Source organism: Rhodanobacter sp. IGA1.0 (assembly GCF_040208325.1).
GTDB classification, from domain to species: domain Bacteria; phylum Pseudomonadota; class Gammaproteobacteria; order Xanthomonadales; family Rhodanobacteraceae; genus Rhodanobacter; species Rhodanobacter spathiphylli.
In genome coordinates this window covers 1,244,441-1,259,875 of the sequence record NZ_CP157948.1, presented here as the reverse complement: position 1 = coordinate 1,259,875, position 15,435 = coordinate 1,244,441, and the positions used below count along the sequence as shown (strand labels likewise).

12 protein-coding genes are annotated in these 15,435 nt (G+C 67.2%); 6 read left to right on the top strand and 6 right to left on the bottom strand.

Translation table 11 applies throughout. The annotated features are described in order from the left end of the window. Positions 1 to 46: 46 nt before the first annotated feature. The 3 genes from ABNK63_RS05585 (at position 47) to rapA (ending at position 6,268) form a co-directional block, all read left to right on the top strand. A complete protein-coding gene (locus tag ABNK63_RS05585) occupies positions 47 to 2,386 on the top strand; it encodes a catecholate siderophore receptor Fiu (RefSeq protein ID WP_350016909.1) in 2,340 nt (779 codons plus the stop codon). Positions 2,387 to 2,419: 33 nt separating this feature from the next. Next, a complete protein-coding gene (locus ABNK63_RS05580) occupies positions 2,420 to 3,097 on the top strand; it encodes a Fe2+-dependent dioxygenase (RefSeq protein ID WP_350016908.1) in 678 nt (225 codons plus the stop codon). A 330-nt stretch (positions 3,098 to 3,427) separates the two neighbouring features. Beyond that, complete coding sequence (rapA, locus tag ABNK63_RS05575) at positions 3,428 to 6,268, top strand: RNA polymerase-associated protein RapA (RefSeq protein WP_350016907.1); 2,841 nt, start codon at positions 3,428 to 3,430, stop codon at positions 6,266 to 6,268. Between the two features lie 288 nt (positions 6,269 to 6,556). Here rapA and ABNK63_RS05570 read toward each other — a convergent pair whose 3' ends face one another. From ABNK63_RS05570 to ABNK63_RS05555, 4 genes are all read right to left on the bottom strand, one after another. Further along, positions 6,557 to 7,171, bottom strand: a complete 615-nt coding sequence (locus tag ABNK63_RS05570; RefSeq protein ID WP_350016906.1) for a rhomboid family intramembrane serine protease — start codon at positions 7,169 to 7,171, stop codon at positions 6,557 to 6,559. A gap of 136 nt (positions 7,172 to 7,307) precedes the next feature. Then, positions 7,308 to 8,033: a C40 family peptidase gene (locus tag ABNK63_RS05565; protein WP_350016905.1), complete on the bottom strand. Its 726-nt coding sequence runs from the start codon at positions 8,031 to 8,033 to the stop codon at positions 7,308 to 7,310. A gap of 190 nt (positions 8,034 to 8,223) precedes the next feature. Next, positions 8,224 to 8,952, bottom strand: coding sequence for a YggS family pyridoxal phosphate-dependent enzyme (locus tag ABNK63_RS05560; RefSeq protein ID WP_350016904.1), 729 nt, complete (start codon positions 8,950 to 8,952; stop codon positions 8,224 to 8,226). A 112-nt stretch (positions 8,953 to 9,064) separates the two neighbouring features. Continuing rightward, entirely contained in the window at positions 9,065 to 10,480 is a 1,416-nt protein-coding gene (locus tag ABNK63_RS05555; RefSeq protein ID WP_350016903.1) for a M20 family metallopeptidase, read from the bottom strand. Between the two features lie 205 nt (positions 10,481 to 10,685). Between ABNK63_RS05555 and ABNK63_RS05550 the strand changes: the two genes are divergently transcribed. The 3 genes from ABNK63_RS05550 (at position 10,686) to ABNK63_RS05540 (ending at position 12,148) form a co-directional block, all read left to right on the top strand. Then, a complete protein-coding gene (locus ABNK63_RS05550; RefSeq protein ID WP_007804614.1) occupies positions 10,686 to 11,036 on the top strand; it encodes a helix-hairpin-helix domain-containing protein in 351 nt (116 codons plus the stop codon). Positions 11,037 to 11,129: 93 nt separating this feature from the next. Beyond that, on the top strand, positions 11,130 to 11,603 hold the full coding sequence (locus ABNK63_RS05545) for an SET domain-containing protein (RefSeq protein ID WP_007804613.1): 474 nt from the start codon (positions 11,130 to 11,132) through the stop codon (positions 11,601 to 11,603). 5 nt (positions 11,604 to 11,608) lie between these two features. Then, positions 11,609 to 12,148 carry a GNAT family N-acetyltransferase gene (locus ABNK63_RS05540; RefSeq protein WP_056764307.1) on the top strand — a complete coding sequence of 180 codons (540 nt, stop codon included), beginning with the start codon at positions 11,609 to 11,611 and terminating at the stop codon, positions 12,146 to 12,148. A gap of 82 nt (positions 12,149 to 12,230) precedes the next feature. On the opposite strand, the gene ABNK63_RS05535 is transcribed toward ABNK63_RS05540, so the two are convergent. Further along, complete coding sequence (locus ABNK63_RS05535; protein ID WP_350016902.1) at positions 12,231 to 13,148, bottom strand: hypothetical protein; 918 nt, start codon at positions 13,146 to 13,148, stop codon at positions 12,231 to 12,233. Further along, positions 13,148 to 15,328 (bottom strand): M1 family metallopeptidase, encoded by a 2,181-nt coding sequence (locus ABNK63_RS05530; protein ID WP_350016901.1) that lies wholly within the window; start codon positions 15,326 to 15,328, stop codon positions 13,148 to 13,150. The genes ABNK63_RS05535 and ABNK63_RS05530 overlap by 1 nt, the downstream gene beginning before the upstream one ends. Positions 15,329 to 15,435 lie beyond the last annotated feature (107 nt).

Sequence of the window (15,435 nt, the reverse complement as noted above, 5' to 3'; positions counted from 1 at the left end):
GCCAGGCCCTGTCCCCATGCAAGTCCCGTTCATCCATGGAGCCCTCATGACACCGATCAAATCGCGCAAGCATCCCGTCGCCTCGCCGCGGCAGGCCCCGGCGACGAGCGCGCTGAAGGCGGCAACCCTGTTCACCGGCCTGGCGCTGGCTTTCCCCGCGGCCGCCACGGACAGCGCGCCCGCTGGCTTCACCACCGCGCAAGTGGCGCAGGCCAAGAGCCTGCCCGGCGTGCAGGTGGAAGCGGTCACCGGCAACGACTACCGCGTCGACAAGCTGTCCTCGCCGAAATACACCCAGCCGCTGCTGGACACCACGCAGACCATCAGCGTGATCACCAAGGAGCTGATCCAGCAGCAGGGCGCCACCACACTGACCGAAGCGCTGCGCAACAGCCCGGGCGTAGGCACTTTCTACGTCGGCGAGAACGGCAGCACGAACACCGGCGACAGCATCTACATGCGCGGGTTCGACACCTCGGGCAGCATCTTCGTGGACGGCGTACGCGACCTCGGCTCGATCTCGCGCGACGTGTTCAACATCGAACAGGTGGAAGTGGCCAAGGGTCCGGCCGGCACCGACTACGGCCGCACCGCGCCCACCGGCTCGGTGAACCTGGCCAGCAAGCAGCCGCAACTGGGCGACGGCATTTCCGGATCGATCGGCTACGGCAGCGGCCAGCACCGCCGTGCCACCGCCGACTGGAACCAGACCTTGGGCGCCACCTCCGCGTTCCGCCTCAACCTGATGGGCCAGGACAGCGGCTCGCCGGGGCGCGACAAGGTCGAAGCGAACCGCTGGGGCGTCGCGCCGTCACTGGCGTTCGGCCTGAAGACGCCGACCCGCGTCTACATCGACTTCCTGCACGTGCAGCAGAACAACCTGCCCGACGGCGGCGTGCCGACCCTGGGCCTGCCCGGTTACAGCAGCCCGGATGCCACCCGGCCGTTCCTCGCCGACGCGCCGATGGTCGATCCGTCGAACTTCTACGGCACCACCTCCGACCATGACGACGTCAAGGCGGACATGTTCACCATCATCGTCGAGCACGACTTCTCGACCGACGTGGCGTTGCACAACACCACGCGCTGGGGCCGCACCCACCAGGATTACCTGCTGACCTCGTTCCGGGGCGACGCCGCTAACCTGCTGACCCCGGACGCCGCCGATCCCTCGACCTGGTCCATCGCGCGCAGCCTGCCGACGTACAAGAACCAGACCAACCGCATCGTCACCAACCAGACCAACCTCACCGCCAGCTTCGACACCGGCAGCGTCACGCACGACCTCAGCGCCGGCATCGAGCTGAGCCGCGAAAAGGCCGACACCATCGGCATGGCCACGCTGGCCGGCAGCGCCTGGCCCGCCGCGAATCTCTACCACCCGGAGGCCGACGTCAGCGGGCTGCTCTACGGCGACAACGGCGCCGACACGCATGGCCAGACCGATACCGAAGCGGCCTACCTGTTCGACACCCTGAAGTTCAACGAGCAGTGGCAGGTCAATGCCGGCCTGCGCCTGGACCACTACCAGACCGACTTTGACAGCATGGTCGTGTGTGGCTCCCGCAACGCCCCGGCCTGTGGCACCCTGCCCGCCGGCAGCGTGCTGCCGGGCGTGGACGCCGACAAGTCCGGCAACCTGCCCAGCTACAAGCTCGGCGTGCTGTACAAGCCGGCCGCCAATGGCAGCATCTATGCGAACTTCGCCGTGTCGCAGGAGCCGCCGGGCGGCAACACGCTGACCCTGAGCGGTTCGGCCAACAGCGCCGACAACCCCGACTTCGATCCGCAGAAGGCCCGCACCGTCGAGCTGGGCAGCAAGTGGGACCTGCTCGACGAAAGACTGCTGCTGACCGGCGCGCTGTACCGCACCACCGTCACCAACGACCTGGTGCAGGACCCGGTCGACCTGCAGTATTACCAGGTCGGCAAAAAACGCGTGCAGGGCATCGAGCTGAGCATGGTCGGCAAGCTCAGCGACAACTGGGCGGTCAGCGCCGGCTACACCACGATGGACGCCAGAGTGACCAGCGGCACGGCCGTCGCCAACGACGGTTCCAGCGACCTGGCCTATACGCCGAAGAGCGCGTTCACCGCCTGGACCACCTGGCACCTGCCGTTCAACCTCACCATCGGCGGCGGTGCCCGTTATGCCGGCAAAATGAAGCGCGGCACCGACGGCGCGATCGGCACGCCCGCCTTCACCGAGGCGTACTGGGTGTTCGACGCGATGGCCAGCTATCCGGTCAACCGGCATTTCGACCTGCAGTTGAACCTGTACAACCTGTTCGACAAGGACTACGTCGCGGCGATCAACAAGAGCGGCTACCGTTACACCCCGGGCACACCGCGCGCGGCGATGCTCACTGCCAACATCCGTTTCTGATCCTCGGCCTCCCGCCCAGGTCCAAGGTGCTTCATGCTGCTGCACATCCCTGAGGTACTCGATCCCGCGCAGGTCGCCCGGATTCGCGCCGAGCTGGATGCGGCGGCGTGGACCGACGGCCGCGAGACCGTCGGCGTGCAGGGGGCAAAGGTCAAGCGCAACCTGCAGCTGCCCGACGCCTCGCCACTGCGCCTGCAACTGGGCCAGCTGGTGCTGGCGGCGCTGGCGAAGAACCCGCTCTATCACGCGGCAGCCCTGCCGCTGCGCACCCTGCCGCCGCGCTTCAACCGTTACGAAGGCGGCGGCGAATACGGCTACCACGTCGACGGCGCGGTGATGGCGCTGTCCGCCGACGCGCAGTTGCGCAGCGACGTGTCCTGCACGCTGTTCCTCAGCGAACCGGACGAATACGACGGCGGCGAGCTGATCGTCAACGACACCTACGGCGAGCACGAGGTGAAGCTGCCGGCCGGTGACCTGATCGTCTACCCGTCGAGCAGCCTGCACCGGGTCACCCCGGTGACCCGCGGCGCGCGGGTGGCCTCGTTCTTCTGGGTGCAAAGCCTGGTTCGCGACGACAGCCGCCGTCGCCTGCTGTTCGAACTGGACGGCTCGATCCAGCGCCTGACGCAGACCGCGGCCGACCCGGCGGCGGTGCTGCAACTGACCGGCGTCTACCACAACCTGCTGCGGCAGTGGTCAGAGACCTGAGAGGTTGTGAGTTTTTCAACCTCGAAGCCCGGCCATGGCGAGGGCATGGCGAGGACATGGATGCCCGAGTTGAGGCAACGCAGGGAGCAGTTGCCCGATGCCCGAATTGAGGCAACGCAGGAGCAGTTGCCCGATGGCCGGTCGCGGAGCAGTCACGCAAGTGACTGATTCGCGTGAGCAGGTCCGGGCATGTACCGGACATGCGATGGAAGAAAACCACAGGAAGTGATGTTCTTCACCGGCGCTGAGCCGGGCCGACGGCAGACAACGGTTCCCACCGCGCGCCGCGGAGCGGATAATTGTCGACCCCCTGCAAAACGCGGCTGAAACATGTTTGTCCCTGGTCAACGCTGGATCTCCTCCGCCGAACCCGAGCTGGGCCTCGGCACCGTGTTGCGCGTCGAAGGACGCGGGGTGCAGGTGCTGTTCGCCAAGGCCGGCGTACTGCGCCCCTACGCGATCGACTCGGCGCCGCTGCTGCGCGCCGAGTTCCGCGCCGGCCAGCGCGTGGCCGGCAAGGGCATCGCGTTCCTGGTCGAACGGGTGGAAATCCGCGATGAACTGCTGATTTATCGGGGCGAAGGCCGCGAACTGGAAGAAGGCCAGCTCGACGACGAGCAGAGCGTGAGCCAGGCCGACGATCGCCTGATCGGCGGTCGCACCGACACCGTGGCGCACTTCGAGCTGCGCCTGGAAGGCCTGAAGCGACGCGCCGAGGCGCGCCGTTCGCCGATGTGGGGGCTGGGCGCGGCACGGATCGGACTGGTGCCGCATCAGCTGCGCGTGGCCGGCATCGCCTCGGCCCGCCGCCCGCCCCGCGTGCTGCTGGCCGACGAGGTGGGCCTGGGCAAGACCATCGAGGCGGGCATGATCATCGCGCGCCAGCTCGCCACCGGCCGCGCCTCGCGGGTGCTGCTGCTGTTGCCCGACACCCTGGTCTACCAGTGGTTCGTCGAGATGCTGCGCCGCTTCAACCTCAGCTTCGCGATCTACGACGAGGAGCGCTGCGAGGCCCTCGAACAGGCTGGCGACGCCGGCAATCCGTTCGAGGACGAGCAACTGGTGATCGCCGACTTCGGCTTCCTGGAAAGCTCGCCGAAATACGCGAAGCAATTGCTGGAAGCGCCATGGGACCTGCTGGTGGTGGACGAAGCCCATCACCTGGCGTGGTCACCGGACATGGCCAGCCCGCGCTACACGATGGTGGAGCAGCTGGCTGCGGCGATTCCCGGCGTGATCCTGCTCACCGCCACCCCCGAACAGCTCGGCCGCAGCGGCCACTTCGCCCGCCTGCGCCTGCTCGATCCCCAGCGTTACCACGATCTGGGCGGCTATCTGGCCGAGGCCGATACCTACCAGGCGCTGTCGAAGATCGCCGACCGGCTGCTCGACGGCGAGCCGCTGGACGACCTGCAGCGCGCCACCCTCGCCGACGCCTTCCACGGTGACGCCGCACTCACCGCACAACTCGCCGATTCGACCAAACCGGCCAACGCCCGCGAACTGCTGGCCGCGCTGATCGACCGCCACGGCACCGGCCGCGCGATGTTCCGCAACAACCGCGCCGGCGTGGGCGGTTTCCCCAGGCGCTTGCCCGAATGGCACTTGTTGGACGCGGACACGGTGGACGAAAGCACGCGCCAGTCGCTGCTGGCCGAGTTCCATGCCGACATCCTGCAGCCACCGGCGCTGATCGAGATCGACTACAGCGCCGACCCGCGGGTGGATGCGCTGATCGGCCTGCTGGAGCAGCACCCGCAGGACAAGTTCCTGCTGATCTGCCGCAGCCAGGCCAAGGTGCTGGCGCTGGAGGAAGTGCTGCGCACCCGCAGCGGCGTCGGCGTGGCGCGTTTCCACGAAGGCCTCGGCATCATCCAGCGCGACCGCAACGCCGCCTACTTCGCCCAGCCTGACGGCGCGCGATTGCTGCTGTGTTCGGAAATCGGCTCGGAGGGGCGCAACTTCCAGTTCGCGCATCGACTGATCCTGTGGGACCTGCCGCTGGACCCCGACCTGCTCGAACAGCGCATCGGCCGGCTCGACCGCATCGGCCAGCAGCACGACATCAACATCCACATCCTGGCCGTGGCCGACAGCGCCCAGCACGTGCTGGCCCGCTGGTATGACGAAGGCGTCGACGCGTTCCGCATGAGCCCGGCCGACGGCCGCGAACTGCTGCGCCGCTACGGCGAGCTGCTGACCCGGCTGGCCGACGAGCACGCCCGCGGCGACGACAACCGTGACCAGGAGCTGGACGCCTTGCTGGCCGAGACCCGTGCCAGCCATGAGCAGATGGCCGAGCTGATCCGCGGCGGCCGCGACCACCTGCTGGAACTGGCCGCCACCCGCGACCTGCACGCCGACGAACTGCAGCAGGCGTTCGCCCGCGAAGACCACGACCCGGGTCGCGACGCCTTCGTGCAGCGGCTGCTGGAAGCGTTCGGCATTCATCCCGAGGAGCTGGGCGGCCAGGTCCTGCTGCTCGATCCGCAATACCTGTCCACCGATGCCCTGCCCGGTTTCGCCGACGGTCCGCAATCGGTCACCTTCGTGCGCGATGTGGCGCTGGCCCGCGAGGAGCTGCCGCTGTTGCGGCTCGACCATCCGCTGGTCGCCGGCGCGATGGACCTGGCGCTGTCCGGTGAACAGGGCAACGCCGCGTTCATGGTCGACGATGCGCTGCCGCCGCGCAGCGCCCTGCTGCAGGCGGTGTTCCTGCTTGAATGCGTCGCCGATCGCCGGCTCGACGCCGAGCGCTTCCTGCCGATCCTGCCGATCGTGGTCACGGTGGACACCCGACTCGCCGAACGCGCCGACTTCGAACCCAGCGACATCGCCTTGCGCAAGGCGGGCGATCGCAACATCGAAGTGGTGCGCTACCGCAAGTTCCTGGGCAAGCTGGTGCCGCCGATGCTGGAGCGCGCCGAGGCCCTCGCCGGCGTGCAGGCGAAGACGCGGATCGAGGAAGCCACCTCCCTGGCCACCACGACGCTGGATGCCGAGCTGTCGCGCCTGCTGGCGCTGCGTGCGGTCAATCCGTCGGTCAGCCAGGCGGAAATCGCCGCGGTCGTCGCCGAACGCTCCGAACTGCTGGAGGCCCTGCCGCAGTCGCGGCTGCGCCTGGACGCCGTACGCTTCGTGGTCAGCGCGGACTTCCTCGCCCTGCGCTGACGCCGGCCCCTGCCCGAACCCCGCAGGCCCGCTTCACCGCTCAGAGCCCGTGAAGAAAACCACTTCCCGTGGTTTTCTTCATATCGCACGTCCGGTACATGCCCAGACGTGCTCACGTGAATCAGTCACTTGCGTGACCGATCCGCGTCCGGCCATCGGGCAACTGCTCCTGCGTTGCCTCAATTCGGGCATCGGGCAACTGCTCCCTGCGTTGCCTCAACTCGGGCATCCATGTCCTCGCCATGCCCTCGCCATGGCCGGGCTTCGAGGTTGAAAAATCACAACCTCTCAGCGCAGCAGGCGCCGCCGCGGCTTCCACGGCAGCCGCCCGCGCCAGAACTGGATCAGCACGATGCCGCCCAGCATGCCGCCGAGGTGGGCGAAATGGGCCACGCCCGGCTCGATGCCGGTCACGCCCATGGTCAGCTCCGCGACCGCGTACAGGCTCACGAACAGCCATGCCGGCATCGGAATCGGCAGGAACATCAGCATCACCTTCTCCTGCGGATACAGCATGCCGAACGCCAGCAGCAAGCCGAAGATCGCGCCCGACGCGCCCAGCGTGGGGCCGACCTGGCCCGGAAAGAACCACAGCACGGCCAGCTGCAGCAGCGAGGCAGAGATCGCGCAGACGAAGTAGTAGATGGTGAAATTGCGTGCGCCGAAGGTGCGCTCGATGGTGCCACCGAACATGTACAACGCGATCATGTTGAACGCGATGTGGGTAAGGCTGCCATGCATGAACGCGCTGGTGACGACCTGCCACACCCCGAACAGGCCCGAGCCCAGCGGCCACAGCGCGAAGTTTATCAGCAGCACCTGCCCCATCACCTGCTGCAGCAGGAACACCGCGACGTTGGCGATCAGCAGGTTGCGGGTCACGGGCGGCAGGTCAAAAGGCATCAACAGGTTCCGGAAGGTGGCTTGGCAAGGCGTGGGTGGCTCGCTTGATGACCGCGCCGCGCCGCTTTCGTTCAGCCACGGCGGGCAGAAAAAAGCCGCCTTGCGGCGGCTCCACGGAAAACGTATGCGGCCGTGCTCAGCCCTTGTCGGCCACCTGCGCCATGGCTTCCGGGCGCTTGGCGCCGGCGAAGCGCTTGGCCCAGTAGCCTTCCTTCAGGCTGGAGATCTCCACCGACTTGCCGGTGGCCGGCGAGTGGATGAAGCGGCCGTTCGAGATGTAGATGCCCACGTGCGAAATGGCGCGCTTGCCGTGCGTACGGAAAAACACCAGGTCGCCCGGCTGCATGTCGGCCCGCTTGACCTTGAGGCCGGCCAAGAACTGCGAGGCCGAGTTGCGCGGCAGCTGCATGCCCACCGCATGGGCGAACACGTAACGCACGAAACCGCTGCAGTCGAAGCCGGTGGACGGGTCGCGACCGCCGCGGACGTAACGGGTGTCGCGCAGGCCCATCGCCACGACCAGCAGCGACTTGCGCAGGTCGGTGATGTTGGCGCTGACCCTGGCAGCGGCGTCGCTCTGCTCGCTGGTGTCGGCGGCAACGGCGGCCTTCTCGACGATCATGGCGCCGGCGTCGGGAACCACGGCCTGGGCCAGCCCGGCCACCGGGTTGAAGAGCGGCAACTGCCCCAGCAGCGGTGCGCTGACGCGCGCGATCGCGGCATCATCGAGCACGGCGGGAGCCGCCGTGGCGGTCTGGCCGGCAACGACGGCGAGGGGGGCGAGGGACTTGGCTTGAAGCGGAGCGGAAACCAGCAGCACGGAAAGGAGCGCGGTGGCGGCAGTCAGGTGCTTGAAGGACATGCTGGGAAAAATCCCTTGTTGTTCACAGGATTGGCCGCTCAGCAGGTGCCGACGACGTGACGATGGAGTGAACTTAACAAGAAGATGGCGTGCAGATGTTGGATTGAGGTTAACTGAACTCTGCCGTTCCGAAAAATCGGGATAGCGCGCACACTTTGTACAAGCCAATGATTTCTATTGAAATAATGACTCAGGCACCGGCTTCGGGCCAGTAATGCGAGTCCGGGTGGGCACGCTGGCCGAAGATCGCCGTGCCGATCCGTACCTCAGTCGCCCCCTCGGCGATGGCCAGTCCGAAATCACCGCTCATCCCCATGGATAACCTTGGAATATCATGGCCTTGCAGCATGGAACGGTCGCGCAGCTCGCGCAGCAGGCGGAAGCAGGCACGCACCTCCGCGGCCTCGTCGGAGTGGATGGCCAGGGTCATCAGGCCGCGCACGCGCAAACTGTCGCAGCCGCGCAACGTGTTCAGAAAGCCGGCCAGCTGTTCAGGCGGGAGACCATATTTGCTGGGCTCGGTCGAGGTCTTCACCTGCACCAGCACGTCGATGGCGCGACCCTCGTGCTGCAGCCGCCGGTCCAGCGCCTCCGCCAACTCCAGCCGGTCCAGCGACTGCACTTCGGCGGCCAGCCGCGCCACGTCCTTCGCCTTGTTGGTCTGCAGGTGACCGATCATCACCCAGTCGATGCCGCAGTCCGCCAGCAGCGGCGCCTTGTCGCGGATCTCCTGCACCTTGTTCTCGCCGAACCGATGCATGCCCAATGCCACGCCTGCCCGGATCAGCTCCGGGCCGAAGGTCTTGCTGACCGGGAGGACGTCGACCTCGGCCGGGTCGCGCCCGGCGGCACGGCAGGCCTCATCCACCCGGCGGCGGATGTCGGCCCAGTTGGCGGCGAGATGGGAGGGGGTAGGCATCTTGCGGACTCCACGGGAAAGGAGTGAGAAATGAGGAGCAAGGAGTGAGGGAGGAGCGAAGCGTGACGCGGCCTTCTCCCACTCCTCACCCCTCTCCTCTCACTCCTCGCTCTCAGCCTTGCGCGAAGTGCTTCGCCACCACCTCGGCCACCACCATGCTGACCTTCTTGCCGGTGGGAATATGCAGGAACTCGTTGGGACCATGCGCGTTGGAATGCGGGCCGAGCACGCCGGTGATCAGGAACTGTGCCTGGGGGAATTTTTCGCCCAGCATGCCCATGAACGGGATGCTGCCGCCCTCGCCCATGTAAGCGGCCGGCGCACCGAAGTGGTTCTGCGAGGCGTCGCTGACCGCCCGCTCCAGCCACGGCGACAGCGCTGGCGCATTCCAGCCCGAACCGTCCTTTTCCAGAGTGAAGCTGACCTTGGCGCCGTACGGCGGGTCCTTCTCCAGCAACTGCTTGACGAATTCGCCGGCCTTGGCGCCGCTCAGCGTGGGCGGCACGCGCAGGCTCAGTTTCACCGAGGTGAACGGACGCAGCACGTTGCCGGCGCTTTCCAGCGGCGGGATGCCACCGATGCCGGTCACCGCCAGCTGCGGACGCCAGGTGCGGTTGAGCACCAGCTCGGCCAGGTCCTTGGTGACCGGCTGCATGCCGTCGACCCAGGGAAACTTGTCGTAGATGTCGTCGCCCAGCACCTCGGCCGAGAGCTTGGCCTGGTCGATGCGCTGCTGCGGGATGTCGACGTACAGCTCCTTCGCCTTGATCGTGCCGGTTTCCGGATCTTCCAGCCGCGACAGCAAGTCGCGCAGGATGCGGAAACTGGACGGCACCACGCCGGACGCGTCACCCGAGTGCACGCCCTCTTCCAGCACCTGCACGCTGAGGTTGCCGCCGGTCATGCCACGCAGCGAAGTGGTCAGCCACAACTGATCGTAGTTGCCACAGCCCGAGTCCAGGCAGACCACCAGCGACGGGCTGCCGATGCGCTCGGCCAGGTGGTCGACGTAGAACGGCAGGTCGTAGCTGCCCGATTCCTCGCAGGCCTCGATCATCACCACGCAGCGCGCGTGCGGGATGCCCTGCTCGTGCAGCGCCAGCAAGGCGGCCAGCGAGCCAAAGATCGCGTAGCCGTCGTCAGCGCCACCGCGGCCGTACAGCTTGTCGCCCTTGAGTACCGGCGTCCACGGCCCGAGACCCTCGGCCCAGCCGGTCATCTCCGGCTGCTTGTCGAGGTGACCGTAAAGCATCACGGTGTCGTCGCCCTGGCCCGGCACTTCGATGTAGATCAGCGGCGTGCGCCCTTCCAGCCGCACCACTTCCAGCGTGGCACCCGGCAGCTGGCCCAGCTTGGAGCGCGCCCAGGTTCCCATCAGCTTCACCGCCGCATCCATGTAGCCGTGCGCCACCCAGTCCTTGTCGAACATCGGCGACTTGTTGGGGATGCGGATGTACTCCACCAGCTGCGGCACGATCTCGTCGTCCCAGAGGCCACTGACAAAACGCGAGAGGCGGGCAGTATCCATCGGTATCACTCCAGCAGGCAGACAAGTGCGCCATTGTACCAGCGCGCTTCCGTCGCACCGACAACCGACGGGCCGCGCCCCACACGGGCGCACGACGACCACGCACGCGCGGCCTGCCGCGCTTCCGACTGTGCGGGCCGGGCGGCGGCGGGATAGTTCGCCGACGGCACACGGATGCCGTGACCACCGCCCAAGGAGAAAGCCCATGTTCAACAAACTCGTCGCTGTTGCACTCGCGCTGACGCTCGCCCTGCCCGGCCTGCTGCTGGCGGCCACCCCGGTCAACATCAACCAGGCGGATGCGGCCACCATCGCCAAGTCGCTGGACGGCATCGGCCAGGCCAAGGCCGAGGCCATCGTGGCCTGGCGCGAGGCGCACGGCCCGTTCAAGAAGGCCGACGACCTCAAGCACGTCAAGGGCATCGGCAAGGCCACGATCGAGCGCAATCGCAGCGCGATCCAGCTGGAGGCGGGAGACACGCCCGAGGCGGTCGCCCAGGCCGACGCGCCCGCCAAACCCGCCCACAAGGGCAGGAAGGCAGCGAGCGAGAAATAAGCGGCCGGGGCAGATCGGCGGCGGCGGCGCGGTCCATGGCGGGCCGCGCCGCTTGCGTTACACTCGCGCGCCCAGCCCATCGCCACCCCGGTCATGATCCTGCCGCGCTATCACATCGCCGCCTCGGCCATCCACGGCGCCGGCAAGGGGCTGTTCCTCGACGAAACGGTGGCCGCGGGCAGCATCATCACCGCACCGGACGCCATCACGCAGACCTTCCGCTACGCCGACATCATGGCCTCGGCGGAGCTGCGTGCGCAGTTCCACGCCAGCGCCCGCTGGTTCGAGGATCGCTACACGCTGTCGCCGGACTGGCCCGACGAGTGCTACATCAACCACAGCTTCGCACCCAACGGGCTGTGGCACCTGGGCTTCGTGTTTGCCCTGGCCGAGCTCCCGCCGGGGACCGAGATCACGGTGGATTACCGGCACCTGCTGCCGCCGGGCCAGGCCGAGGATTTTGTCGATTCGGTCACAGGTGAGACAATCACCGGATTGTCCTGGCAAGAAAGTCTCGCCAGCAGCACTCATGCACTGGCCGAACTGCTGGTTGCCGCCCACCGCTGATCGTGATGTTTGATATTCCAACCATTGAAACGGCGCGCTTGCGCCTGACTGCGCTGACCGAACGTCATTTCGACGACTACGCCTCGATGCTGGCCGACCCTGCCAGCACGCGCTGGATCGGCGACGGCCAGCCACTGGACCGCACCAATGCCTGGCGCTCGCTGGCCATGCTGCTGGGCCACTGGCAACTTCGCGGCTGCGGCATGTGGGCGCTGGAACTGAAAGCCACCGGCGAGTTCATCGGCCGCGCCGGCCTGATGTATCCCGACGGTTGGCCCGACCTGGAAATGGGCTGGATGCTCAAGCCCGAACACCGCCACCACGGCTACGCCACCGAGGCGGGCACGGCGGTGCTGGAATTCGCCTGGAACCAGTTGCACGCGCAGCGGGTGATCAGCCTGGTGCGCATCGGCAACGAAGCTTCGGACCGGGTCGCCGAGCGACTGGGCGGCGAGCACATCGAAGACATGGACTTCTACGGCAGCCACAGCCACGTGTTTGCCTACTACCCGCCGCATCGCGAGCCGCACCGCGCCTACGGCTGAGCTCCACGATTTCTCTTCGCGGGCGCGCCGGAAAACCCGCGCCATCGGATGGCGGAGGGCGTGAGCGCCCTCCGCCCCCTCGTCAAAGCGCCGGCGGCAACCCGCTGGCTGAGCGCGACGAGACCAGCGAGCGGGCCACCTCGGCCAGCGCGAACAGGCGTGCCACCCGCATCCAGCCGATCACCAGCACTACCAACTGGGCCAGAAGCACGGCGATGACCAGTCCGGCCACGCCCACTGCGGGCGTGTTCACCCGCCCGATCCCGATCGCCATGGCGATCACGTAGCCGATCACGCTGATCAGCAGATAGCTGAGCAAGGTGCTGAGCGGACGACGCAGCAACTGCATGAAGCCGCGACCCAGGGCGCGGGTGGCCGAACGCAGCCCGGCGTCCGCGATGAACGCGGCGCGGCTGGACTCGACAATCGACTGGGCCAGCACGAACAGCACGCCGGCGACGAACAGCGCCAGGTGCGAGGCCCGATCAGCCTGCGACTGCAGGACGGCCTTGTCGCCAACGTCGTCGGCCATGTGCATCGCCACGCCGACCACGGCGCCCATCACCACGTAGGGCAGGATCGACCACAGCATCAGGCGGAACATGCGACCGTATTCGACGATGCCGCACTGGAGCAGATGACTGAAGCCCAGCGTGCGACCCGCGCGGCCGGTACCCACCACCATGCCGGTGAGGAATGGCGACAGCAGGGCTGTCAGCACCATGCCCAGCAAGGCGATGCCGCCGAACCAGTTGGACATGTTGAGTGCCGTCATGACATCACTGAACATGCTGCCGTTGAAGCGCGCCGCCCACTCCTGCGCATGGATCGAATGATCCAGCACGCTGCTGAGCGCGCGCCAGATCGGCAGGCTGACCACCGCCGTCGGCAACAGCAGCAGCAATACCCACAGCAGCAGCAAGCGCCACTGCATGGCGGCGAACGGCGCGCGCATCAGCGCAGCCGAATCCACGCGGCGTGAAATGCGTCCGGTCTTCATCACAGCGTCCCCATCAAGGCGTAGAAAGTCTGAAAGAAGGAGGCGACATCCGCACTCCAGCGGCGCGAGGCTGCGCCATCGGCCTTGATCGTCCGACTGTCATTGAGCGAATTGGCATCCAGCACGATCTTCCGGTCGGGGTCCACCGTGGCCGACACCGCCTTGGCCGGCCTGGTGAAGCTGATCCGCTTCCAGCGACTGGCGTCGTCCCACTTCACCGTCTCGCTGCTGTCGTCGGCGAACTTCACCAGCACCGTGCGCGGCACCGCCGCACCGGTGCGGCGCACCGTGATCGTCGACAGCCACGGATACGGCCCGCCATGCCTGGCGTCCTTGTGGGCCTTGTCCCAGGCCGCGCGGGCGTCGTCGATCTGCTTGTCGACGTCCTTCGCGGAGAGGGTGACGCGCTTGCCGTCGCGGATCACGGTACCGGTGCGCGGCACCTGCTCCTCGTTGTCGATCGAGACCACGCTGGCGTCGACCTTGTCGGTGCCGTAGACCTGCGAGGCGAAGATCGCATGCACCAGCTCGGGCTGGCCCGAACCCTCGGCCAGCGCATCGCGCAGGTCGGCGGCGTCGGGGTGGCGGAACTTCCAGCGCTCGTAGTACAGCTTCATTGCCTTGCCCATCACCTCGTGACCGAGCAGGTTTTCCAGCGTGCGCATGGTCGCCGCGGTACGCGCGTACACCGACCCGTAGCTGTTGCTGGACATGCGGTCCCACGAGTTGGAGTCGAGCGAATCGGCCGGCACGCCGATGCCGACGACACCGGACAGCCGCTCGGCTTCGAACGGGGTCAGCTGCGGTGCAAAACCCAGCTTGCTCAGCAGCGGCGTGGTGACCCAGATGTCCTGCTTGCGATCGACCAGCATGCGATCGTCCCAGTACTGGTTCATGCCCTCGTCGAGCATCGGCTCCTCGAATTCGTTCGAGCCGAGCAGGCCCATGAAATAGCCATGGCCGAACTCGTGGATGGTGACGAAGTCGATCGCGTACTGGGTCAGCGTGTCGGGCGTGACCTTGTCGTAACCCTCGGCGGTGAAGAAGGTCGGGTATTCCATGCCGCCCGCCTCGCCCGCGTTGTACGGCGGCACCACGGCGGTGATCGTCCTGTACGGATACGGGCCCAGCGTGTCGGAGAAATAGGTCAGCGAATCGGTGGTGGCCTTCAGCACCGGTTGCGCGCTCGCCTCGTACTCGGGCGGATAGATCACCTGCACGTCGACCTTGGGGCTGCCCGGCCCGGTCCAGCTGGTGCGCTGCACCTTGTAGCCAGGCGCAGCGACCCAGGCGAAGTCCTCCACATCGGTCTGCACGAAGTGGTGGGTGACCTTGCCGCCGCTCTCGACCGGCGTGCCCTGCTGCTCACCCACCGCGCCCACGGTGTAGCCCTTCGGCACGGTCAGCTGGACGTCGTAGTTGCCGTAGTCGGCATAGAACTCGCTGTGGAAATGGAACTCGTGCGCGTTCCAGCGCGGCGCCGTGGCACCGCGCTCGCCGGGCAATTCCAGCACCGCGATCTTCGGGAACCACTGGCCGACCAGATGGAAGTCACCGAACCAGCCGGTGCGCTCGACCACGCGCGGCAGCTGGTCGTGGAAGTCGATGTCCAGGCTCAGCGTGCCCTGGGCCGGCACCGCCTGCGGCAGGTCGAGCTCGACCACCGTCCTGTCGGTCTTCGGGCCGCCGTCGGGCTGCACGAAACGCCAGCTCACGTTCTGACCGCCCTGCTGCACCTTGTTCAACTCGATATAGCCCCACTCGCCCTTCTTCAGGTCGGCGTTGCCGCGCGAGTGGCCGCTGCCGGAGAACAGGCGCCGCTCGGTGAAGAACGTGCTGCCCGGGCCTTCGAACGCGTTGAGGTAGAGGTGCAAGTAGATCTTGCTGACCGGCTGGTTGCTGCGGTTGCGCCAGGTCATCGTCTGCTTCGCGTCGACCGTGTGCCTGGCCGGGTCCAGCGTGGCCTGGATGGTGTAGCCCACCACCTGGTCGGACAGCGTGGCCGGATGATCGCCGCGCGGGCCACCCCACGCGTCGGGCGCGCTGGGCACCTGGAAGTTCGCCGCATCCGCCGAGACGAACGGAATGTCGGCGGCAACTGCGCCGGCACTGGCCGGAGCCATCACCTGACCGGCCGGCGCGCTGGCCATCGTGCTGGCAGACGCAGGCGTCTGCGCCATGACCGGACATGCCGCGACCGACAAGGTCACGGCACACAAATACCCCCACTTGCGTGCAATTCGCCGCATGTTTGCCACTCCCCTGGACAATCCCCACAGATTGCGCC